Below are 21,443 nucleotides of genomic sequence, written 5' to 3' on the forward strand. Positions count from 1 at the left end.
CGGCTCCAGCTTCAGTGAACATGAAAAACTTAACTTCCGTTCGCAGCAGCCCGATCTTGGTTCTCTGAATCAGACGCCCCTGCTGCTTTAGAAGCGGAATCAGCAGTTCCTTGCTCTTTGTTGGTATCCACCTTGGCCGAAGGGGCAGTTCCATCGCCTGTACCTATGCTCTTTGCAGCCGAAGAGGCTTCCTTCTTCGCGGGTGTAGTTCCCGCTGAAGCCGTTGGCGCAGCCTTCGTTTGCGATTCTGCAGCAGGGATTGCAGCAGCGGAAGATGAAGCTTCACTCGCTGCGTCCACGTCGTTCAACGCTCCGTCAGACAATCCCAATCCAGCAGGAAGCTGACCGTTTTTCTGCTGCTCTGCGCTCTGCTTTTCCTCCGCCTTGGCTATGCTCCGCTCCAATGCCAGAACACTTTCAAGCTTATCGATCTCCTGATAAATTTCCTGTGCCCCGCTATAGGCATCAATGGCTCCTTCATAATCGAGATCCTTCATCATCCGATCCCCTTTGGCCTGAAGTTTGCCAGCTTGAATCTCCTTGAGCTGCTGCTGAATAGCTGTCAATTTATCGTTGGCTTCGGTAATTTTCTTCTCCAGTTCTTTTTGCGCGGACGTATAACCGGATTCCATCGCAGCCTTGTTTGCTTTCTTGTACAGCTTAAGCGCATTCGTGTAATCTCCGCCCTGAAATTTTAAATCTCCGTCCTTCATCCAGCTCGCTGTCTCGGCATAGCTGTCCAATTGGTCGATTTTATGCTCAATATCCTTCACATTAAATGGTGGATATAGCCCGGCACTTTTCCGTGCTTTAGCATAGCTGGCCTCAGCTTTGGTGAAGTCCGCCTTTTCCACATAGCCATCTCCATCAACCATTAATTGAGACAGTTTCTGCTCTGCAGTATACAGTCGCTTGTGAATCTTATCGTTAATTTTAACCGCCGCGTTTTTCGCTTCGCTGTAGGACTTGAGCGCCTTCGCATAATCCCCTGTCCTTGCATAATCGTCTGCGGCTTGGGCTGATTCGATCATCGTTTCCAGCGCAGCTGCCTTATTCGCAGCCATACGAGCCAGCGTAATCCATGCTCCCCCGCCCACAACAATAAAGACAAGCAACGCAAGCAAAATCCGTTTGATCAGCTTACGGCGGTTTTTAGGCTTTTCCTGAAAAACTTTATTTACATAAATGGCCGCCGCCGTGTAATTATTCACCGTCTGGTGCTGTTTGCTTAGCAGAACCTCTTCCAATGTGTCCGTCAGCATGACCGGGTCCTTCGCTTCCTCTAGCGCCCCCAGCATTTCCGCCAGCTCGACGTCCCCCCACATCCCTGACGTAGCGAGCAGGATTACATCTCCATCTGCAAGCTGCGTCTTTTTGGCGTAATGGGCATGAACTCCATTCGGATTTCCCAAGTATTCCAGCAGATTGCCTCGTTCCTCATGTGTGCTGGTCGTTTCGTCTGGAATGCGTCCATCATCTGCCAATGACTGAGCCAAGCTATGATCCTTACTGCGAAAATTAAGCCTTCCATTGCGAAAATGATATAGCCGCACATTACCGCACGAAACATACACCATTTTGTTGTAGTTGGTCACTACCATCAGCAGACTAGCTTTGAGCCGAACACGACGGCTTTCAAATTGCAGCCATTCCTGCGCTTCACGAAGATCTCTCATCAAGCGCCGTTTGGACATGGAAGGCTTCTCCATGAAGTTTTCCAGCACCGTTTTGACAACCATTTCTGCGCTGCGCAGTTCCTGATCCGAATCCAGACCGTCTGCGAGGACATAACAGGCCATGTCGTCCGTCTCCATGAATGCAAAATAGTCCCGGTTGTCTATGTAAGAGCCCGCTTCCGACACAAAGGCGGTACTAAAATCGCTGTTGTCCTTGCGCATCGCTACCCCCGTCTTTCTGGTTTCATCCTATCGCCAAAATAAGTACTGTCGCATTATCCTGACTTTTAAAGCCTTTATCATTAATGGCGTCGATCATGGCATCCGCTGTTTCCTGCGGTGTTCCACCCTTGCGCATAATCTCTTCCAATTCAATCTCCGTCAGCGCCTCCTGAATGCCATCGCTGCACAGCAGCACATGATCGCCTGAATACAGACGAATCGGTGCACTACCCAGTTCCATGCTCTCAAAGCCCTCATAGCCCAAATAGTTGACCAGTTGATTGCGCACTGGACTCGTTTTGGCTTCCTCCGAGGTCATTTGTCCAGCAAGCACTCGTTCCTCCAGCAGTGTTTCCGCTGTATGCTTGGAATTGACTGTTTGGAAATGACCATTGCGGTAAATCGTAATCAGGCTGTCGCCCACCGCTCCGTAATACAGCTGATAGCCGCACACAATGACCGCAGCCAGCGTCGTTCCTCCGCCCTGTCCATTCAAATTTTGCAAAATGCCGCGATTGCTTTGAGTTGCCGCCTCTGCAAAATATCCGTTCAAATTCGTTGCATCCTCCAGCTTGGCAAACGCCTTCGTAAAAGTCGTCACAGCTAAGGTACTGGACATACGTCCATTGGCCAGTCCACTAATACCGTCTGCGACAACAGCCAGCGTACCGACAGGTGTCGTCATACTGGAGAAATAATCATCCTGCTCGCTCCGGCTCCCGATCGTTTGACCATTTCCGATCTCAATTCCACTCACGGTACGGCTGCCGGGACTTCGCGTCAGTCGTATACGGATCATGAGAAGAACAGCGAATAGTACCGCAGCTCCACTTACAACAAAATAAGGCTGCATATCGTTACCTCCCTGCACCATTGCCCAATTCCGTCCTAGTTTTCGTTGTCCCACTCAAAATGGGCGCCACACAGCGGGATAAAGATAAATTTGCTGTGTCCCAGCTGAATCACGTCATAGGCAGCCAGCTCTGCTGGTGAATATACCGCCTCGTTATTGTGGTACGCCAAACCTGATGAATCGCCTGGCAGCAAGTAAAAGTTACGTTTCTTCGGATCATACACAATGACCGCATGATTTCTGCGGGAAATCGTGTTATCCCCGATAATGCGGACATGCATTTCCTCTGCGCGCCCGATAAAGTTTTTCTCCGCCATAATGCGATAGTCCTGACCCACCTGTGCTCCTTCGATGCATACCAGCCATCCAGTTACTGGATGAATGCCCACCGTCTCGCCCAAATACGGCATTGTTTTGTCATTATCTCCCGCGACGTTTGTTTTCGCTGCTGGCTCCGCGCTCTTGGGTGCAGCTACATTTACTACCGTGTTGCAATATGGACACGTATTTCCGTGCTTTCGTGTACTGAACATGTGTCCGTTCGGGCATCTTGTCAAACTCATAGTCGGTTCCTTCCCCCATTGTCATGATTGTCTTTTCAGCGATCTGAGGATTTTGCAGCATCCTCATCTATTTAACGAGCAGTCTCGTATTGGCAATATATAATAAGTCACCTGAGTAAATCCGGTATGGCTCACCGCTTTCCAACTTCTTGGTTACACTTTCGTTGGCAGACCGCAAGCCTGTACCATTACCGGAATCCACATCCTCCACAAACCAGTCGCTGTTCACCCGGTTGAGTACCGCATGCTCCACACTTACCAGGGAGGCATAATCTGTACCTACCAAATCAATATCCGCTTCCGAACGTGACGTTGTTTTACCGATTAAGAGCGACGTTTCGCCTTCGATATACCATTCTTTAATGGACTCGCCCTCCTCATCAATCAACACCAGCTTGGCAATCCGATGACGTTGTGCCTTTGGCTTGGCCACGGGTACAACGGACACCAGATTGCGCAATATGTATACAAGCACGCCGATTCCAATACCTATCGCGACCACGGTTTTCAAACCGCTGTAGCCTGTACGATTAAACACATAAAAGGCGATCGCCAGCATCAGCCCGAACATGGCAACATCTATGATGAAAACCCATCTGTTCTGCGCCGTTTTCACTGCTTGCTTCCCCCATTTCTATCCTGAAATCATCACTTTTTACGAATACCGAAAAATTGGTTAAACATCGCTGAGGTATCCGTCGGATCACCGGGTTTTTTCGTTTTTTTCCCTGGTGAGCCCTCCTTCGTTTTCGGATGAAAACCAAAAAACTGCTCAAAATCAGTTCCTATATCAGCCGGATTGAATCCTTTGGCTGCCGTACGTGCACCGCCGGAGGATGCAGCCCCTCTGCCTCTCTCTCGCTGTTCCCCGCCAGCTCCCTCAGTTTTTCGGATGAGCTCGGCATCGTATGCCTGCCGCAATGCTTCGTCACGCAAGGTATTGTAAGCCTCGTGAATCAGCTTGAACTTGCGCGTTGCTTCCTCGCTTCCCTGGTTGGTATCAGGATGATACTTTTTGGCCAGTTTACGGTAAGCCTGCTTAATCTCTGCCTCCGAAGCATCCCGGCTGACACCGAGCAGCTCATAGTAGTTGGTCATTGTGTGATGTTCCCCTCTCCGAAAAAAATAAATATTAAGAGACCCGTAGGCCTCTTAATATTTATCCACCCTGCACTTGTGTGCCGGGTGAGTGTGTGTTTAAGCTGCACTTAACGTGAAGACGTTAAGTTTAAACCGGATATCCGCCGTCGATTGTAGCCAGCTCGGTTTTGTCTTTCTTTTGTTTGATGTAGAGTGTAAATGCACCTACACCTTCTGTGTCGCCAAAGTGCTCGTTGTAGTCTACAACGAAAGCATTCGGGAAGTGGATTTTACGCACAACTTGATCAGCTGCGATAACTTCCAGTGTTACTTTACGGTAGCTGTCTGCTTTTTCAGCAGGAACCAGAGACCACAGAGCCAGTTTCAGCGTGTCATCCGCGCTGTCACCGTCTACTGCTGTGATGATTTTGCCGCTGATACGCAGCGTGGAGCCTACGTCAGTGGAGCGTGCATTGGAATCGTCCGGTGTATCGGTGTCATAAATAACCGTTTGGATGTTATCCAAGCCCAGCTCAATTGTTTCTTGTCCTTCTACTTTCAATCTGAATCCCATGTGTGTTGCCTCCTTGAAATTAGGTAATATGATGGCGGGAGATGCAGAGCTTCTCCGCGATTTATGTATAAAGGCGGTTCTGGATAGAAACGCCTCTAACATCTTTCGTAGTGCTCGGATCATGATTTGACCGAGCTGGTTCCCTTAGTGATCATGACTTCCAGGTTCTTCACATTACCGTTGAATACCAGGTCGATATGGCACATATTGCTTTTCTCATCAATAATGAAGCTCATATCGTCTCCGTCCTGAATGATCGAGTTAACAGATCCTCTGCTGCTCAGCCACTTGCTCTTCTGACTGCTCGGATTGTTACTGAAGAAGCGGACGATATTTTCGTGTTTGAAGTCTCCTGTCTGGTAGCGCAAAATACGTTCAATGTACGTGCTGACCAGCGTCTTGTAGATGGAGTCAAAACCGTCCTCGGACATCGCCATGCTTCTCGCCTTGTAGACGGTAATCCGGCGGATATCCTTATCCTGAATCTGAGCATTCTCCGACGAGAATACAAAGCCGAAGTTTTTACGGTTGATGGCATCCTTGATCGTGTTGGTGAATCCGGTGATTTCCTTGGCCATCGTCGTCACCGTGCGCAGACTGTTGTCTCCTGCTTCGATGTCGAAGCGTACGCCAGGGAAATTCTTATTGACCGTTTTGAACGTCTCACGCAGGTACTCAGGACACTGATAGGAAGCGACCAAGCCGGCGGCAACGTAGGCTGCACCCACATAAACGCCCTCGATCCACAGCTTGAGAATATCCTCTTTCTCCTTAGAGAGCTGTACACCGTCTTCGGTTTGTAGCATTTTGCTGTCGATAATGACACCCGATTTGTCCTTCGGAATAATCGTAAAGTTCGGTACACAAGGAATGGCAAATTCGCTATATTCTCTGCGAACGAGACTGGCACATTTATCGACATATTTATCGATGCCTGCTGTCGCCATACTGTTGAAAGTCGTTTCTTCACCGGATTCAAAGTTAAAGAACATTTGAATTTTGTAATCCTTCACGACTTGCAGCAGCATCGAGAGCGATTCCATAGAATTTCCGCCCTGCTTAACGACCTTCTCGTTCCCCTTGAAGCGTTCACGTGAAACTTTTACCTTACCGGCTGCTTCCAGCTCGACGGATGGAACGATACCGAACCAGATCGTGTCGCTGAATTCATTCTTAGCATTCACAGTATTCAGGTACGTTTCCAGGCGCGGGATATTGCTGCTTTTCACCAGCATGTCCAGCTTGTTGTTCGCCACCAGCATTGTCGGCAGCATACCTTTGCTCTTCGTTGCATATTGGTCGAAGAACATTTTGACACCGAGAATTTTCTCCACAAGCGGCTTAACCGCCTTTACGAAATCGTCCTTGGCATTTTTATAGAACTCCAGATACGTGTTGTAGTTTTGAACTTCAACCGCTGTATCCACCTTGGTCTGAACAGCCGGCAGTGGCACAAACGTGCGAACTACCAAATCCTTCACATAGTCAGAAGGCGTATCTGTGATGGAGTTATAATCCTCTTCGAATACTTGGGAGAGATCGCCAGTGCTGTTCTCATCCAACAGCATCAGCTCAGTACTGTCGCTCTTCGGCGCTTCAATAATTTTCAGTTCGCCGCTTTCTCCAATGGAGAGCATACCCACCTGGATCAGTTCGCCGGAGTTTTCCTCTTGGGCGCCACCGAGCAGAAGGCGGGTTTTGATGTCCTCGATTGCCAGTGGGAGCATAGCCATAACGTTGTTATAGTTCTGACTCGCTTCCTCGAACATACCATTCAGCTTGTCACCCATATCGAGTTTCTTCGGATCGCCATCATCCAGCTTGTCGTATTCACCATACATATAGTGAATTTCTTTGCGGACTTGACGAATATCATCCATGACCTTTTTCGGTGAAATCATATCCAGCAGATTTTCAAATTTGAAATCTACATTGGTGATTCCTTGACTGCGCTTGGTATCGATGAGCGTAAACAACATTTTCAGAAAGTCATTACTTTGATTTACACGAATTTCAGAAATGCTATCCTCATCAATTCCCTCTGGCTTTTTAAGGGTGTAGACGACTTTTTGATTGGCCGCGTTAAAAAACGAATACACGGTTGGTGAAAACTTATCCAAAAATTCGTCAAAGCTACGCACCAGAAGGTGCTGATTAATTTCCTTGATCTTTTCATCGCTCAAGCTGTCAATACCCTTCACATCACCTACAATGGTGATCAGGTCCAGCTTTTCCGGGTTAATCTCTTCAAAAAGCATTGTCCGGTTGGTTTGATAAATGATTTCCATCGCTGTCGGCAAATGAATAAAGTATGAGTTATAGGTCCATTGCTCCATATACGGACACGGGATGTCCAATTTGAAACGGACGAATACTCATTTTTAGTTCTTTTGCCTCCTCCCCCCTACTTAACATTTAAATTCGTCAAAGGATTGAGCTTATACCACATTTACGGTACAGGCATGTAACCTCAAAAATCGGTCCGAAGCGTTATTCGGCTTTTAACGGCAAAGCATACAAATGAGATGTTTTTCAAATTCAAAAGTCAGATAACACAGAAATTTTAAATTTATGATTTCGTATTCCTAACTTCAATCCCAATTTTTGCCGTTGATACGAGAGCTATCATACAAAGCACCCTTCAGTTTTGTCAATTTCTGTAGTCTCAGATTGAAACAGGGTATTTTGACTCATTTTATGCGTGAATACGTAATTTTCATGATATGTTAGACCTGTTTTTTCAGGGAAATATTCACAAATGGAACCCAATTACCGATAGAAGTCCATTGGATATTTCTGATAAGCGTAAAAGAATCAAATTCATGGCTAATGTGAGGGTTATCAGCTGTTTTGATCCTTTATCCCTTATATCCCAAGGATTAGGAGAGTTGATCCCCCTATGTTGGCCTCGACGATGGAGGAGCTTATGTTCAGAATAAGGAAACTAGGGATTATCGTTTTCATGACTTTTGTACTATTTTTACAAATGGGCTTAAATGGGGTCATTTGCACTGTAAATCAGGCTAATGCAGCATCTTTAGGTGCTGTCCCGATCGAGGGTTATGATGCCGTTTTTGTATTGGATACCAGTTATTCCATGAGGGATACTGATCCTGAGGGCATTGCCGCCGAAGTCATCAATATGTTTATGGATTTGAGTGATGCAGACCGCACACGCGTAGGTTTCGTTGCCTACAATCACAACGTGGTCGCCTCGAAACCACTGACTTCGATTGCCGTGGCAGCGCAAAAATCCCAGATCCAGCAGGATATCAGAACGCTAAACCGTTCCGGTTATACGGATTTGGGACTTGGGTTGCGCAGAGGCTCGGAGCTGCTAGCGGCAGGAGCATCCCAAGGGCGTCAGCCTTTTATGATTCTATTGTCAGATGGAGAGACTGATTTTGGTGCCTCCTCTGGTTCCCGATCCAAAGGTGACTCCAATAACGATGTGTCCTCTGTCATCAAATCTGCACAGACCAAGGGATATCCGGTGTACACGATTGGTCTGAACCATGATGGCACAGTGAACCGACAAGAACTCGAACGGATCGCTTCTCAAACGGGTGGAGCTTCTTTTATTACGAGTAGTGCGGAGGATCTGCCGGAAATTCTGAACCGTATTTTCGCCAGTCAAATTCGCTCCAAGCTCGTTCCAATTGCTGCAATTACGACCACTGGTGAGATGCAAGAATTAACTGTAACTCTACCTGATTCTAGTATGGAGGAAGCCAATCTGGTGCTTTTGTCGGAGCATCCCCTTCTGGAAACACAGCTATATTCCAATTCAGAGAATGTCCGCAGGTACAAGTCGAGCCGATATGCGATTTTAAAAATCGAACATCCACAGGCAGGTAAAGTGAAGTTGAAACTACGGGGCATACGCGGGGATTTGGTGAAAATCAATTTACTTGGCAGCTATCGACTGGAAGCCGAAGCTACCATGGGAGGAAAGCAACAAGCAACGGCAACTCATGGCGACAAGCCTGTGCAGTTACTGAAAGGTCAAGCCACACCGTTTCAAGCTCAGCTCCTGTTACCCGACAGTCAAAAGCTTACGGATGAAGCCGTATATACGTCTCTCCAAGCCCATATTATAGTTACTCCAAAGGGGGGCACAGCCAAAAAGGTGCCTATGACCTATAAGTCAGGAGCCTTCCATACCGAATATGCGTTCCCTCAAACCGGGGATTATACATGGCAGCTATCCCTGGATAGTCCGCAATGGTACCGTAAGGGAACTGTACATAAAGTTCACGCGGCCAATGCAGCGCCACAAGTCTTGAAAGACCTGACGATTCGCCTGGTAAAAGAAGACGGCGATTCCCGTCGAAGTTTATCGGATTTTATTATTGACCCGAATCATGACAAGCTGAACTATAAGCTGGATTCAGAAGCCTCTGGGGATGCGGTCAATGCTGAGATTAACGGTAATGATCTGCTGCTATCCGAGCCCCACACAGGTGACACTCAGCTAAAGATTACCGCTACCGATCCGGAAGGCGCATCCAGCAGCGCTACACTAACCGTTTCCGTACAATCCCGGTATACAGCCATTAAGTGGACGGTAGCCATCAGTATCGTGGTAGCCGCTCTTCTGTATTGGTTCTTGCGGCCGAAGCCGCAGTTTGCCGGAAGAATCGAAGGATATTTTCTCGCAACAGCAAGCGGACAGGAGATTCCGGTAAAATCTTGGCCGCTCACCTCCTTTCCGGGACGTAAGGTCAGCTTGCAGGAATTGTTCCGTACGCTTGACGTTCACGAACCGTTGCCAGAAGCGGAACGGATCCTATTTTCCGCAGGCAAAAAAGGGAGCCTAATCGTGAAACATGATACACGCTGTGCCTTACAGCATGGAAAGATCAGATTAGCCCGCAACAAAAAAGCGGTCATGGAGTACAGTGATAAACTGTACATTACATTCGAGGATGGTGTCACTGAAATCGAGCTGCGATACAAAGCGATTAAACCGAATACTTCAGTGTATACCGACCATATCCAAGCTCCGACAGGATAATGTCCGTCACAACGTAAAAAAAGAGAAGCACCCTCTCTTACGATTAACGAACTGTAAGAGTAGGGCGCTTCCCTTTTTTTATCCAATATTCCGCACGTAGTGCGGCTTTAAACCATCTAAGTGAGCGGCAACGCTTGTTAGCCTGTACCTCCAGACCACGCCGAATGACATACGGCAGCAGAGAAAGTCCCGCATTTTCAATCTGAATCCGCTCGGAATGATCTGCAAACAATCGGCCTGGCACATCTGGCGGAGGTGTTCCTTTTCGGCAATAATACAGCGTGGCGGCCAAACTATAGATATCCGATACAGGCCCCTGCTGCGAACGATTAGAGTAAAATTCCAGCGGAGAATAGCCCGCCGTGGTGAAGATCGGATGCTCTTTGCCTTCAAAATGCACAGCCGAACCAAAATCAATCAGCTTGATGTTGCCATTTTCCCCAATCATAATGTTGCCCGGCTTAATATCCCGATGAATAATTCCTTTGTCATGAATGTACTCCATGGCATCAATTAAAGGTAGCAGCGTATGGTACAAAAAAGTGGGATCATACGTTGGCACAGCCTCTTCTTTCATCATTCGATCCAGTGTCTTGCCTGCACAGTATTCCATGACCAGATAGGCAGTTCCATTTTCCTCAAAGTGATCTATATAACCGACAATTCCCGGATGACTTAGCTCCTTCAACATTTGCCCTTCACGCAAAAAATAATGCATAAACTCCACGTATTTGGATTGCATAGAAGCACCGCAAGTGACCGTTTTTCGATCCATCCCCCGCAAAGCCAGTGCATTCGGAAAAAATTCCTTCACAATGACCTTTTCTCGGTTATCCAACAGCCTTGCCGTATACACGATGGCCAGCTCACTGCGGGACAAGGCGCTTCGAATTTGATATGTATTTCGCAGCTTCGTATTGCGGGCAAGCAGATTCCCGCTTGTATCCACGATCATGACTCGTCCTCCTGTCAGGTTCTTAGCTTATGTCTTTTGTATATATCGGCTTATTACACATCTTTTTATTATACCGTAAAATAGATTATTGGAAAAACAAATAACCTGCCATAATCTCCCTTAGAGAAATGATGACAGGTCTTTTGGCATTCATCTGGTTCTTTTTTCTCAAATCGTTTAACCCAGTTTCGTTCCAGGCTTCATGCTGCGCACACTGCTGGTATTTTTCTTCCGTTCACTGCGCAGTTTGCCTTTACCTTGTTCTGGAGTGCGAATGGTGAGGGCAATCAGGAACGATACGACACACAGCACAGCAATCGTAGTAAAGGTAGGGATGAATCCGCCGAGCAAGGCTGCGATAAATGACCCCGCCAGCGCACCGAGGCCAAAGCCTTGATACACAATACCATAGTTTTTGCTTTGATTTTTCAGACCGAAGAAATCAGCTACGATGGCAGGAAAGACTGTAATGTTGCCGCCGAAGCAAAAAGCAATTCCTGCTACACAGGCAAAGAACAAACCATAATTCAGTGGTACCAGGCTCAGCACTGTAACTGCGACCGCCGTTGTTAATAGAGCACCCGCTACTACTTTCAAACGACCTACTTTATCCGATAGCGCACCTAAAATGATCCGACCCGCCGTGTTGAAAATAGCAACCATAGCGACCGCATTAGCGGCTGTTGCTACATCTAGACCGGCCATCCGTACGCCGATATCCTTGACTACTCCAATCAGGTAGAGACCACTCATACAAGCGGTAAAGAACATTACGAACAGCAGGTATGCCTGCTTGGTACGCAGCATTTCTTTAACGGTGTAGTCCCGCTGTACAACCCCATTTTGTACCGAAGGCTTGTTCACGACTACAGCTTCTCTTACCAGGAAAGAACCACCCACAATCATGATCAGCACGATCATTCCCCAATATAAAAACGCTTGTGATACGCCAACGGACTGAATCAACGAACCATTAATATACTTGAATATAAGACTGCCTGTTCCATATGCCCCAACCGAAATACCGGAAATAAGTCCTTTTTTCTCAGGAAACCATTTAATCAGATTCGACAGTGATGTAATATATGCCGTTCCATCCGCAAAACCTACGACAATACCCGCCAAAATGTAAAGCAGGGACAGCGATGTTACCTGCGAACTGAGCATGAGCCCTGCTCCTAACACGACACCTGCACACAAAATCAAACGACGTAGTCCCCATTTATCCTGTAGTTTGCCTGCGAATAATGTAGCAAACGCCAGTGCAAAACTGGTAATTGAAAATGTAATGGCAACCGAACTGAGGTTCCAGCCAAAGCGGTCTACCAACGGTTGATTAAATAAACTCCATGTGTAAATGGTTCCTAATCCCATCTGGACAATTATCGTTCCAAGTACGACAAGCCAACGATTTCCGCTGTTTGTTTTCATATAAATCTCCTCTTTTCATTCCGGCTCTACAGCGTCAGTTTGTGATCATAATAACCGGGAATCCAGTACGTTTTGCGCCTGTGGAGGAGCAAGTCTGTAAGGATTCTCTCTACATGGATTATTATAACCCTGCATGTTAGCCAGAAATCGTTTGAGGAATGAAATGCACATATAGCGGAATGAAATGCCTTTAAAGTCGCATAATTTGCCGAAATTCCTTGGCCTTGCTACGGCTTACCGGAATTTCAGCTTCTAGTCCACGCAAACGCAGGAGATACGTATGATTAAACCAAGGTACAATTTCACGGATCTGCGACAGATTCACCGTGTATGAACGATGACAGCGGAAAAAGTCCTGCTGCGGCAGCCGGGAATGAAATTCCGAAATGCTCATCGGCATCGTATATTCTTCGTGCCTTGTAAAGACACGGGTCACCTTTTCCTGCGCACACGCATAGTAAATATCGTTCGCATCCGTCACAATGATTTTGTCATTTTTCAGCAGATTAATACGACCTGGAGCTGCAACGGTGCTGGCTTCAGCAGCTCGGGGTTGCGCAGTCTGGACAGGTTCCTGTATTGGAACGTTCTGCTGCTCATAAGCATTTTCCAGCTTACGCAGCATAGATGCGATCCGTTTTTCATCATATGGTTTGAGGATGTAGTCGAACGCCTCCAGTTCAAAAGCCTGCGCCGCATGTTCTTTATAGGCGGTTGTAAAAATAATATAGGGCTTTTTGGCAAATTTGCTAATGTTCTGTGCCAGCAGCATCCCATCCAATGAAGGAATGTTAATGTCCAGAAAGATCGCGTCCGTCTCCTGATCTTGCAGAAACCGAAACACATCTAGCCCATCCTCGAAACTATCAGTCACCTCAATGTTGCTATGAGTCTGAATAAGATACTCCAGCTCTTCACGCGCCGGAAGTTCGTCTTCTACAATTATGGCCTTCATGACTTCTCCTTTGGTATGTCAAAATAAACTTCGGTGCCCGGCTCATGCTTCAGAATAATAACTCCTTCGCCGTACATAAGCTTGAGTCGTCTGTGCACATTGTACAAGCCGATCTGTTTAGCCGGAACCCGATCATGATACAGGTTATCCACAACATCATCCCGTATACCTACCCCGGTATCTGCTACAGAAATGCGCACCTTTTCTCCACGATCCTTTACAGAAATGGTTACTGTACCTGATCCTTTTTTCTTGAGAATTCCGTGATTAATCGCATTCTCAACCAGGGGCTGGATAATAAGACTTGGAATACGCACAGACACCTCATCCATTACATACTTTACCTGAAGTCGGTTGCCGAAGCGTGCTTTTTCAATTTCCACGTAATCAGACACCTGCTGAAGCTCCTTATGAATTTCGATCAAATCATCATTCAGCTCCAAATTATAGCGCAGATAGCCCGATAAATTAATGATCAACTCTCGTGCCTTATCCGGCTTGGTGCGTGTCGTAGAGGCAATGGCGTTCAGCGCGTTAAACAGAAAATGGGGATTAATTTTCGTTTGGAGCGCCTTTAGCTCCGCTTTATTCGCGGCTTCCTTAATTTGCTCCACACGTGACACTTCCATTAACGTGGAAATGATTTGAGACAAGCCAATCGCCATCGTTTGCAACGGATACGTGATTTTATAAGCTTTGCGATAGTAAATCTTCAAGGTGCCGGTTACTTCTCCCCGCTCCTCTAAAGGGATAATGAGCAGAGACTGGATTTGGGGTGTTTTATCGTCTGCAATATGGTTGCGGATCGTGATTTTACCGCTGCGGATCGTCGTTTTAGTCACATCGCTAATGATCTCATCTCCGATGTGATAACGCTCTTCGCCAAAACCGACATAGGCCAGCACATCTCTGGTATCCGTAATCGCCACCGCGTCTGCCTTGATATCTTCTTTTATGATCGAACAAATGGTATGCAAGGATTCCGCATTAATGGAGCGGAAATAAGGCAACGTCTTATTGGCTATATCAAGTGCAAGCTTGGCCTGTCTGGCCGCGATATTCTCCTTTTCCCCCTCCACACTCTGGATCAACAGAACGATTAAACCGATACTGACTTCTCCGATAATCATCGGTAGACCAATCTTAGAAACGATGTCCACTCCAAGGTTATGGGGTTGTGCCATCACCAGAATGAGCAGCATCGTTAATGCTTCGCAGACCATACCTGCGGCGATACCGACTAGCCATCTCTTGGAACGGTTGACCCGGCGGCCAATGTATCCTGACACCACACCTGCCAAAATACTCGTAATCAGACACGGAATCGAGGTCACTCCCCCGATATCAATTAGATAACGGTGAATACCTGATACAATACCTGTAACGATCCCAACCCATGGTCCGAACAAAATACCGCCTGCCATAATTGCAATGATTCGAACGTTAACAAGCGAACCTTCGACTTCAATCCCGGTGTACGTACCGAACAGCGCAAACATACAAAAGATCAATGTTAATATGGCCAGCTCTGCCGGAGAATGGCTGTTCTTTTGCAAGGTTTCCTTAAACCGCGGGATACGTGTAATAAAAAATAAACAAATCAGTAACAACGCTGCGCGCTCAAATAGCTGCATCAGCATTTCCAACAAGGCGTTCACCTGCGTTCCTCCCAAATAAAAATGGATATGCCTACATAGGTTGTGTTAATTATTCACATATTTCAATACTCACCCTGCCATTACGGGCACGGATGCTAGCCTTCCCACCAATCGGATATGTAAACTGCGGCGTAGTATGACCAAAATCAGCATCTGCAATCACTGGAATGGAGGCCAATTCTCTTTTCGAGCTAATGATTTGCCGCAGTAATTCTTCTGTCATATGCGACGCCTGCTGAAAACGCCCTATGATGATTCCCTTAACCTGATCAAATCCAGGCAGGTGCAACAGTGATTGCAAATCCCGGTCAAACGTAGCGGGAGAGCTTTCGTAATCATCCTCAACAAATAGAATGCTTCCTTCCAGACTCGGCATATACGGAGTCCCCTGCAACAAATTCAGGGTACACAAGTTTCCGCCCACAATCGTACCCGTTGCTTCCCCTTCATGAATTGCATACGGACCCGCATTGCGGTAAAAGCTTCTTTGATCCTGATCTAGATACCAAGTATCGTCACTCCACTCCGACGAAGACTGGATTTGAATGCTACCCTCTTCCAACATCAACCTTTGAAAATACGCCGTCGTATAATCATTTCCTCGCAACATGGCAAACGTCAAAAAATGAGGTCCTGCATACGTGATAAGCCCCGTTTTGGCATAAATCGCATGGCTTAACGCTGTTATATCCGAATAACCACATAATCGTTTAGGATGAGCTGCAATCAGTTCATAGTCAAGATGGGTAAGGAGCTGATTGGCATTATAGCCCCCAATTGAAGTCAGGATGCCCTTTACCTTTGGATCGACAAAAGCTTCGTGCAAGTCTGCGACTCTGGACTCTATCGAGGAAGATGTAAAATCATCATTTTCCAGCACATGTTGCGAAAAACTCACTTTAAACCCTAGCTCCTCCAGTCTTTGCTGGGCAATCAAGCGATTTTCCTCAGAAACGATAGACAAGCTTCTGGACGGCGAAAGAATGCGTATCTCGTCTCCAGCTTTTAACTTAGGTGCTTGCTTTCCTTTGATCATGGTCATCCCCCCTTAGTTACAAAGCATTTAAACTGCCACAAATTATACCATCAACTTCCATCTAATTATAGCTTCTAGAAATCCCATCTTCATTTCCCTTCTTCAAACGCAGTAAAAAACCGGAGAGTACCGCTAGATAGCGATAATCCCCGGATCTCTAGTCCGATAATGAAGCATTTCGGTTATTTGCTTTTGCTGATTTCGGTAGGAATGTTGTCCTCCTTCTGATCATGTACCAGTTCTTTTAATTGAATAATCAACGCCTCCAGCTCACTAAACCCGGTCACCATATTGGAGGTTATATTTCGTTGCTCCTCTACTCCAGCCAAAATTTGTTCTGACGCTGCACTCGCTTGTTCCGTTACACTTGAAAATTCCGTCATTTCTTGAACAACCTGAGATGAGTATTGCTGCATGCTATTCGTACTGTTTTCCACATCTACGGCCTGCTGCAGCACTTTATTGGCATTTTGCAGGATATCCTCCAGTACAATTTCGGTCGAATGTGCCGATTCCATACTTTGCTGTAGCCTTTGTTGTCCCATGTCAAATTGGTTAACGACTGAATCCATCTGAGTTCTCAGTTGAGTCAAGATACCTTCCATCGCCACCGAGGTGTTCCCTACCATTTCAGCCAAATTACGCACTTCTCCAGCTACGATGGCAAATCCTTTTCCATGCTCTCCCGCTCTGGCGGCCTCAATGGATGCATTCAAGGACAGCAAATTAGTTTGTTTCGAGATTTGAGTAATATCTTTAAGCATGGCAGACATGCTATCACTTTGTACTTTAAACTCGTCCAGTTCTTCTTTGGTACGACTCATGACCTGACCCAAATCCTTGATTTGAGACGTTAATGCCAGCAGTTGACTGCTCCCTCTGTCCCCGGCATTTTTCGTATCTTCGGAAAGCTGCTTCAGTTCTCGGGAATGATCAGCTACCTCTCGCACGTGCTGGTCAGATTGGGCCAAGTTATCCGTAACCTCGGTGATATTCGAAGCTTGCATTTCTACCCCTTTGGCAACCTCCTGAAACCCGATAGCGACTTCATTCGTCACGCTGCCCGTAGCATCCACTTGATTCCTGAATCGTTCTGTAAAGCTATGCAATCCAGCCACTGCTTGTTTAACTTGCTCAAACAGAAATTCAATTCGTTGCCTTGTAGCATCGATATCTTTATTTTGCTCTTCACTTTTCTTAAACTGCTTTTGATTTAACACCGATACCACTAACAGTAGCAAACCAATGAGTAAAACAATAATAAACTCATGCACATAGCGCAAAGAACCGGTAGCTGGGGGAACTGCGGGCGTACCGATTGTTATTTGCACAAAAATATTACAGAGATTTAAGGTCATAGCTACCAGAAAATATCGGTAAGACGGATACAGCAAAAACAAAGAGCAAATTAATATGGTGGTCACTACCTCGACGCTAGATAAGTTCAAAAATATACACATTAATACGCTAAAAAACGTAGTAATCCACGGAATAAGGCGAATTCCTTTCTTTTTCATATTCAGGATCGTTAAAACTGCCGCGACTACAAATCCTACACCATTAGATACCCACATCGAGGGATTAGATAATGCCGGGACGATGCCGCTCAAGGCCATAATCCAAAAAATAATGATCACCAATTTGTTTCTTTGCCACAACAATTCATTCGTTCTGTCCATGATTGTGAACGCGCTCCTTAGATATATATTAGGTATTTATAAAATAAAAATGTAAATGCCATACTTTATATATCGTCATATCAGAACACGTAGTGAATGAAAATCGTACAAACACCACATTCCTTTTAAACACCAAATCACAACAGGACAACTTTTTAAAGAGAAAGAGTATGTAATTTTAAATAAATGAATGCAAAAAATCGCCCCCTAGCAGGGAGCGATTTTGAATTCATTTTTGATGATCTTCGCAATTGGAAAAGGTTCATGTACCAGCTGACAACATTAGGATTCCTTGTTTTCGGAAGCCTCTTTAGCGCCTTCGGTTGCCGCTGCATCACCTTCCACAGCAGCATTTTCCACTTCAACTGCACGCGGAACGATAATAGAAGCAAGCAGTTCTTCTTCAGGGACGTGCAGTGTTACTCCTTTAGGGAGTTTCAAGTCGCTAGCGCTCAGCTTGTCGCCAACATCAAGCGCGGATACATCCACCTCAATGGTAGATGGTAAATCAGCAGGAAGACCTTCGACTTCTACTTCCGTTTCCTGAACTTGCAGAATACCGCCTGTTTTTGTACCTACAGGTGTACCCTGATAATCAATAGAAACACGCACGCGAAGCGGTTTGTTTTTGGCAATTTTCAAAAAATCGGCATGTAACCATTGGTTGTCACGCTGTTGATAATCTTTAATAATAACTGGAATGGTTTCCCCACCCTCTACAGTGAGGTTGAACACCTCTGAACGTCCGGTTCTGACTACTTTATTAAATTCCTTGGCATCGACATGTACAGGGGTTCCTTCAAGCTCAGAGCCGTAAACCACAGCTGGAATCCGTCCTTTTAACCTCAATTCACGAATAGCCGAACCCTTCTTCTCTGTTCTCGGCTGGGCGGTCAGTTGAATACTTCCTCCATTAGAACTCATGATATACAACCTCCTTCAGGTTACCTTACAAATGATTTTCCTCCAAGAATCTTGCCTGTTTACCAGTCGTACTACAGGATATAAGCCAGCAAGCTGGCAAAACTAAACAAGTCCATAATTCTATTTTACCCCTTTTTTCTGAAACTGACACACGTTTGCATAAAAAAATAGCATTTTTCGAAATGATCGAAAAATGCTACTTTCGTATATATAGCGACCAAGCATACAAGTCTATCCGGCCCGATTATCATTTACCAGTAGCAAATATTCTTCTCTGCCACTATGAATCAATACCTGCATCACAGACTGGTTCGGGTCTATATCAATATATCGATCTGCCTCAACATCCTTGGCATCCCAGTGATTAAGCCGGACAATGTAGCCGATTCGCTGTATATCAGGGGCCACCTGAATACGCGCTACTGCACGACCATCATCCAAATCACGGAATTCGACATGTCCGTCGCGGTGCCCCGTTCCCCATACCCATACGTTCCAGCCAGTGTATTGCCGATCCGCACGCTCATAGATCAGTTCAATCGTGCGAAATGGAGCGGCTTTACTATCGTTTCCAAGCTGCACATCTGTCAACGTCATAGCTGTACCTGCAATTTCTTGATCTGTTCCCTCATCCGAGTCTTCCAATTCGTTCTCCGCCTGACGATTAGCCTGATCTTGTTCAGTCACAAATGAGACTCGTGCAGGCTCTTCCTGATCATATAACACCATCATCGACCAGCGCGATACGGTCACACGATGGCCTACGACTTCATACCGTGTCTCATTACCAGCCCCGTGTGCGTCCACGACCACATGCCAACGATCCGATTCCGCAGGCAATGCTATCGTCTGCTCTGCATCCGAGCCGTTATAAATCACCACAATATGATTCCAGGCATCGCCGTTAGCATGGTGCCTCAAAGCAAAAGCCACCACATGCCCACTGCTTTGCAGCACTTCCATGTGCTGCTCCACCAGCTCACGATGATCCATTCGGAATGCCGGGTGGCTGCGTCGCAAAGCAATTAAGCCTTGGTAGTAATCAAACACTGGGCGAAACCTCGCCTTGTTATCCCAATGGATGGCATTCACCACATCTGAGCTTCGGTAGCTATTATGGTCTCCACATTTGGAGCGCAACAGTTCATCCCCTGCATGAATAAAAGGAATACCTTGAGAGGTGAGTACCATGCCGTTAGCTAACAGGGACTTGCGTACGGTTTCGTCCTCCAGCAAGTTATTTTCATCCAGTTCCCAATACGGGTCTGCTTCGGCAACAGCTTGTTCAGGTGTCCTCCCATCCTGTGGCTTCCCCTGCTCCCATTGTGGAAAACGACAGTGCTCCCGCAAATGTCTTACCGTCAAAATTTTATCCCACAGATTGAGGTTATCGTGGGCAGTGACATAATTGACGGTCTCCGATGGCTGAGCTGTGAAATCATGAATCGCCCCAAAAGCACCTTTGAGCACCTGTTCCTCCTGATGTTCTGCCCCCGTGGCAAACCCACTCCCAGTACCGTCGCTATCCCCCTTAATAGCAGAACGGTAGTTGTCGTTAAAAACAGCAAAGCCTTTGTCCCGTTGCGTTCCTTTTAGTGTAAGCAAGGGTTGCGGAGATTCTCCTCCCGTCCAAGGCTCACCATAGATAAGCAGATCCGAACGCACTTCAGAGCGAAGTTCTTGCGTAAGCTGCACCACGGTTGGGGTATCAATCAGACCCATCAGATCAAATCGAAAGCCGTCTATATGATATTCCTCTGCCCAATAGCGTAGTGAATCCTTGATATACTTGCGCACCATAGGACGTTCGGTTGCCACCTCATTACCTACACCTGATCCATTGGTGAGCTGCCCTTGTTTATCTGTACGGTAATAATATCCAGGTACAACAGGCTCAAATGGCCCCTGTTCCACCGAATAAGTATGGTTGTACACGACGTCCATAATGACACCGATGCCGGCAGTATGCAAAGACTGTACCAGCAGTTTCAGCTCTCTTATGCGTGTCTCCGGATCAGCCGGATTGGAAGAATAAGACCCCTCCGGCACATTATAATGCTGCGGATCATAGCCCCAGTTATATTCAGTATCTAATTCCGCAAAGTCATTCACCGTATGAAAATCAGCTACTGGAAGCAAATGAACATGTGTAATGCCCAGCTCCAGCAGATGATCCAGCCCGATGCTGTTCCCCTCAGTATCCTTCAATCCCGTATACGTAAAGGCCTCAAACCGTCCCTGAGCAGCAGATAAGTCTTTTTTCCCCGTATTAAAATGGGTATCCATCGAAAAATCACGTACATGAAGCTCATAAAGAATGGCATCTGTCGGCCGCTTAAGTGTAGGCCCCGCATCCAATTCCCATCCGTCCGGGTTGGTTTGAGCCAAATCAATGATCGCTGTACGCTGCCCGTTGGCTGATACCCCTGTGGCATATGGATCAGCAGCGTAATGAATGATGTTGTCCGCCCACTCCAGCCTGTACATGTAATAATATTTGTTCCAGTCCCCTTCCAGCTCTATAGACCATACACCTTGATCATCACGGCTCATGAGAAATTCCTGACCACCGCCGTGCTCCTGAACGTTCCCCTCCTGATCGTACACCCCCGCATCGTTATACAACGCTATATGGACCTGCTGCGCAGTCGGTGCCCATACCTTGAACTTGCTGCCCGCAGGCGTATAAGTAAGACCCAAATCATAGCCTTCATATATAGGATATGTTGTGTGCTCAAGCTCTTTGAGCTGATTGAAATCTGACATTCCTGTTCACCACCCATTTCTGTACATCGGCTTACAGCCTCTGTTCATCCATCA

General features: G+C 46.5%; 16 protein-coding genes. 1 reads left to right on the forward strand and 15 read right to left on the reverse strand.

Annotated elements, in window-relative coordinates; genetic code table 11:
* Positions 1 to 29: 29 nt before the first annotated feature.
* From KAI36_RS19710 to KAI36_RS19740, 7 genes are all read right to left on the reverse strand, one after another.
* The gene (locus tag KAI36_RS19710) at positions 30 to 1,898 is read right to left on the reverse strand and encodes a PP2C family protein-serine/threonine phosphatase (RefSeq protein WP_220025799.1); all 1,869 of its coding nucleotides are present in this window, start codon (positions 1,896 to 1,898) and stop codon (positions 30 to 32) included.
* A gap of 22 nt (positions 1,899 to 1,920) precedes the next feature.
* On the reverse strand, positions 1,921 to 2,751 hold the full coding sequence (locus KAI36_RS19715) for a PP2C family protein-serine/threonine phosphatase (RefSeq protein WP_025720818.1): 831 nt from the start codon (positions 2,749 to 2,751) through the stop codon (positions 1,921 to 1,923).
* A 35-nt stretch (positions 2,752 to 2,786) separates the two neighbouring features.
* The gene (locus tag KAI36_RS19720; protein ID WP_025720819.1) at positions 2,787 to 3,314 is read right to left on the reverse strand and encodes an FHA domain-containing protein; all 528 of its coding nucleotides are present in this window, start codon (positions 3,312 to 3,314) and stop codon (positions 2,787 to 2,789) included.
* A 67-nt stretch (positions 3,315 to 3,381) separates the two neighbouring features.
* Positions 3,382 to 3,930, reverse strand: a complete 549-nt coding sequence (locus tag KAI36_RS19725) for an FHA domain-containing protein (RefSeq protein ID WP_028542469.1) — start codon at positions 3,928 to 3,930, stop codon at positions 3,382 to 3,384.
* A 32-nt stretch (positions 3,931 to 3,962) separates the two neighbouring features.
* Entirely contained in the window at positions 3,963 to 4,412 is a 450-nt protein-coding gene (locus tag KAI36_RS19730) for a J domain-containing protein (protein ID WP_025720823.1), read from the reverse strand.
* A gap of 130 nt (positions 4,413 to 4,542) precedes the next feature.
* Positions 4,543 to 4,968, reverse strand: coding sequence for a hypothetical protein (locus tag KAI36_RS19735; protein WP_013311475.1), 426 nt, complete (start codon positions 4,966 to 4,968; stop codon positions 4,543 to 4,545).
* 119 nt (positions 4,969 to 5,087) lie between these two features.
* Positions 5,088 to 7,256 (reverse strand): hypothetical protein, encoded by a 2,169-nt coding sequence (locus KAI36_RS19740; RefSeq protein WP_023989860.1) that lies wholly within the window; start codon positions 7,254 to 7,256, stop codon positions 5,088 to 5,090.
* Positions 7,257 to 7,894: 638 nt separating this feature from the next.
* On the opposite strand from KAI36_RS19740, the gene KAI36_RS19745 reads away from it, so the two are divergent.
* Positions 7,895 to 9,985, forward strand: a complete 2,091-nt coding sequence (locus KAI36_RS19745; protein ID WP_258382203.1) for a vWA domain-containing protein — start codon at positions 7,895 to 7,897, stop codon at positions 9,983 to 9,985.
* Between the two features lie 43 nt (positions 9,986 to 10,028).
* Here KAI36_RS19745 and KAI36_RS19750 read toward each other — a convergent pair whose 3' ends face one another.
* The 8 genes from KAI36_RS19750 to pulA form a co-directional block, all read right to left on the reverse strand.
* Positions 10,029 to 10,940, reverse strand: coding sequence for a serine/threonine protein kinase (locus KAI36_RS19750; RefSeq protein ID WP_013311478.1), 912 nt, complete (start codon positions 10,938 to 10,940; stop codon positions 10,029 to 10,031).
* A gap of 177 nt (positions 10,941 to 11,117) precedes the next feature.
* A complete protein-coding gene (locus tag KAI36_RS19755; protein ID WP_220025801.1) occupies positions 11,118 to 12,371 on the reverse strand; it encodes an L-lactate MFS transporter in 1,254 nt (417 codons plus the stop codon).
* Positions 12,372 to 12,561: 190 nt separating this feature from the next.
* The gene (locus KAI36_RS19760) at positions 12,562 to 13,326 is read right to left on the reverse strand and encodes a LytR/AlgR family response regulator transcription factor (protein ID WP_029515686.1); all 765 of its coding nucleotides are present in this window, start codon (positions 13,324 to 13,326) and stop codon (positions 12,562 to 12,564) included.
* The gene (locus tag KAI36_RS19765) at positions 13,323 to 14,984 is read right to left on the reverse strand and encodes a sensor histidine kinase (protein WP_220025802.1); all 1,662 of its coding nucleotides are present in this window, start codon (positions 14,982 to 14,984) and stop codon (positions 13,323 to 13,325) included. The genes KAI36_RS19760 and KAI36_RS19765 overlap by 4 nt, the downstream gene beginning before the upstream one ends.
* Before the next feature lie 49 nt (positions 14,985 to 15,033).
* On the reverse strand, positions 15,034 to 16,020 hold the full coding sequence (locus KAI36_RS19770; protein ID WP_220025803.1) for a S66 family peptidase: 987 nt from the start codon (positions 16,018 to 16,020) through the stop codon (positions 15,034 to 15,036).
* A gap of 182 nt (positions 16,021 to 16,202) precedes the next feature.
* Positions 16,203 to 17,699: a methyl-accepting chemotaxis protein gene (locus KAI36_RS19775; protein ID WP_025720113.1), complete on the reverse strand. Its 1,497-nt coding sequence runs from the start codon at positions 17,697 to 17,699 to the stop codon at positions 16,203 to 16,205.
* 282 nt (positions 17,700 to 17,981) lie between these two features.
* Entirely contained in the window at positions 17,982 to 18,623 is a 642-nt protein-coding gene (locus KAI36_RS19780; RefSeq protein ID WP_028542463.1) for a 50S ribosomal protein L25, read from the reverse strand.
* A 231-nt stretch (positions 18,624 to 18,854) separates the two neighbouring features.
* Positions 18,855 to 21,389 carry a type I pullulanase gene (gene pulA, locus KAI36_RS19785; protein ID WP_220025804.1) on the reverse strand — a complete coding sequence of 845 codons (2,535 nt, stop codon included), beginning with the start codon at positions 21,387 to 21,389 and terminating at the stop codon, positions 18,855 to 18,857.
* Positions 21,390 to 21,443 lie beyond the last annotated feature (54 nt).

Source organism: Paenibacillus sp. S02, from assembly GCF_019454065.1.
In the GTDB taxonomy this organism is placed as follows: Bacteria; Bacillota; Bacilli; order Paenibacillales; family Paenibacillaceae; genus Paenibacillus; species Paenibacillus polymyxa_B.

Bases quoted from the DNA above. Each gene is read 5' to 3' on its own strand.
- KAI36_RS19720 (WP_025720819.1), bottom strand. From the start codon at position 3,314: ATGAGTTTGACAAGATGCCCGAACGGACACATGTTCAGTACACGAAAG.
- KAI36_RS19715 (WP_025720818.1), bottom strand. From the start codon at position 2,751: ATGCAGCCTTATTTTGTTGTAAGTGGAGCTGCGGTACTATTCGCTGTT.
- KAI36_RS19710 (WP_220025799.1), bottom strand. From the start codon at position 1,898: ATGCGCAAGGACAACAGCGATTTTAGTACCGCCTTTGTGTCGGAAGCG.
- KAI36_RS19740 (WP_023989860.1), bottom strand. From the start codon at position 7,256: ATGGAAATCATTTATCAAACCAACCGGACAATGCTTTTTGAAGAGATT.
- KAI36_RS19745 (WP_258382203.1), top strand. From the start codon at position 7,895: ATGTTCAGAATAAGGAAACTAGGGATTATCGTTTTCATGACTTTTGTA.
- KAI36_RS19775 (WP_025720113.1), bottom strand. From the start codon at position 17,699: ATGGACAGAACGAATGAATTGTTGTGGCAAAGAAACAAATTGGTGATC.
- KAI36_RS19755 (WP_220025801.1), bottom strand. From the start codon at position 12,371: ATGAAAACAAACAGCGGAAATCGTTGGCTTGTCGTACTTGGAACGATA.
- KAI36_RS19780 (WP_028542463.1), bottom strand. From the start codon at position 18,623: ATGAGTTCTAATGGAGGAAGTATTCAACTGACCGCCCAGCCGAGAACA.
- KAI36_RS19760 (WP_029515686.1), bottom strand. From the start codon at position 13,326: ATGAAGGCCATAATTGTAGAAGACGAACTTCCGGCGCGTGAAGAGCTG.
- KAI36_RS19750 (WP_013311478.1), bottom strand. From the start codon at position 10,940: ATGATCGTGGATACAAGCGGGAATCTGCTTGCCCGCAATACGAAGCTG.
- KAI36_RS19735 (WP_013311475.1), bottom strand. From the start codon at position 4,968: ATGGGATTCAGATTGAAAGTAGAAGGACAAGAAACAATTGAGCTGGGC.
- KAI36_RS19730 (WP_025720823.1), bottom strand. From the start codon at position 4,412: ATGACCAACTACTATGAGCTGCTCGGTGTCAGCCGGGATGCTTCGGAG.
- pulA (WP_220025804.1), bottom strand. From the start codon at position 21,389: ATGTCAGATTTCAATCAGCTCAAAGAGCTTGAGCACACAACATATCCT.
- KAI36_RS19770 (WP_220025803.1), bottom strand. From the start codon at position 16,020: ATGATCAAAGGAAAGCAAGCACCTAAGTTAAAAGCTGGAGACGAGATA.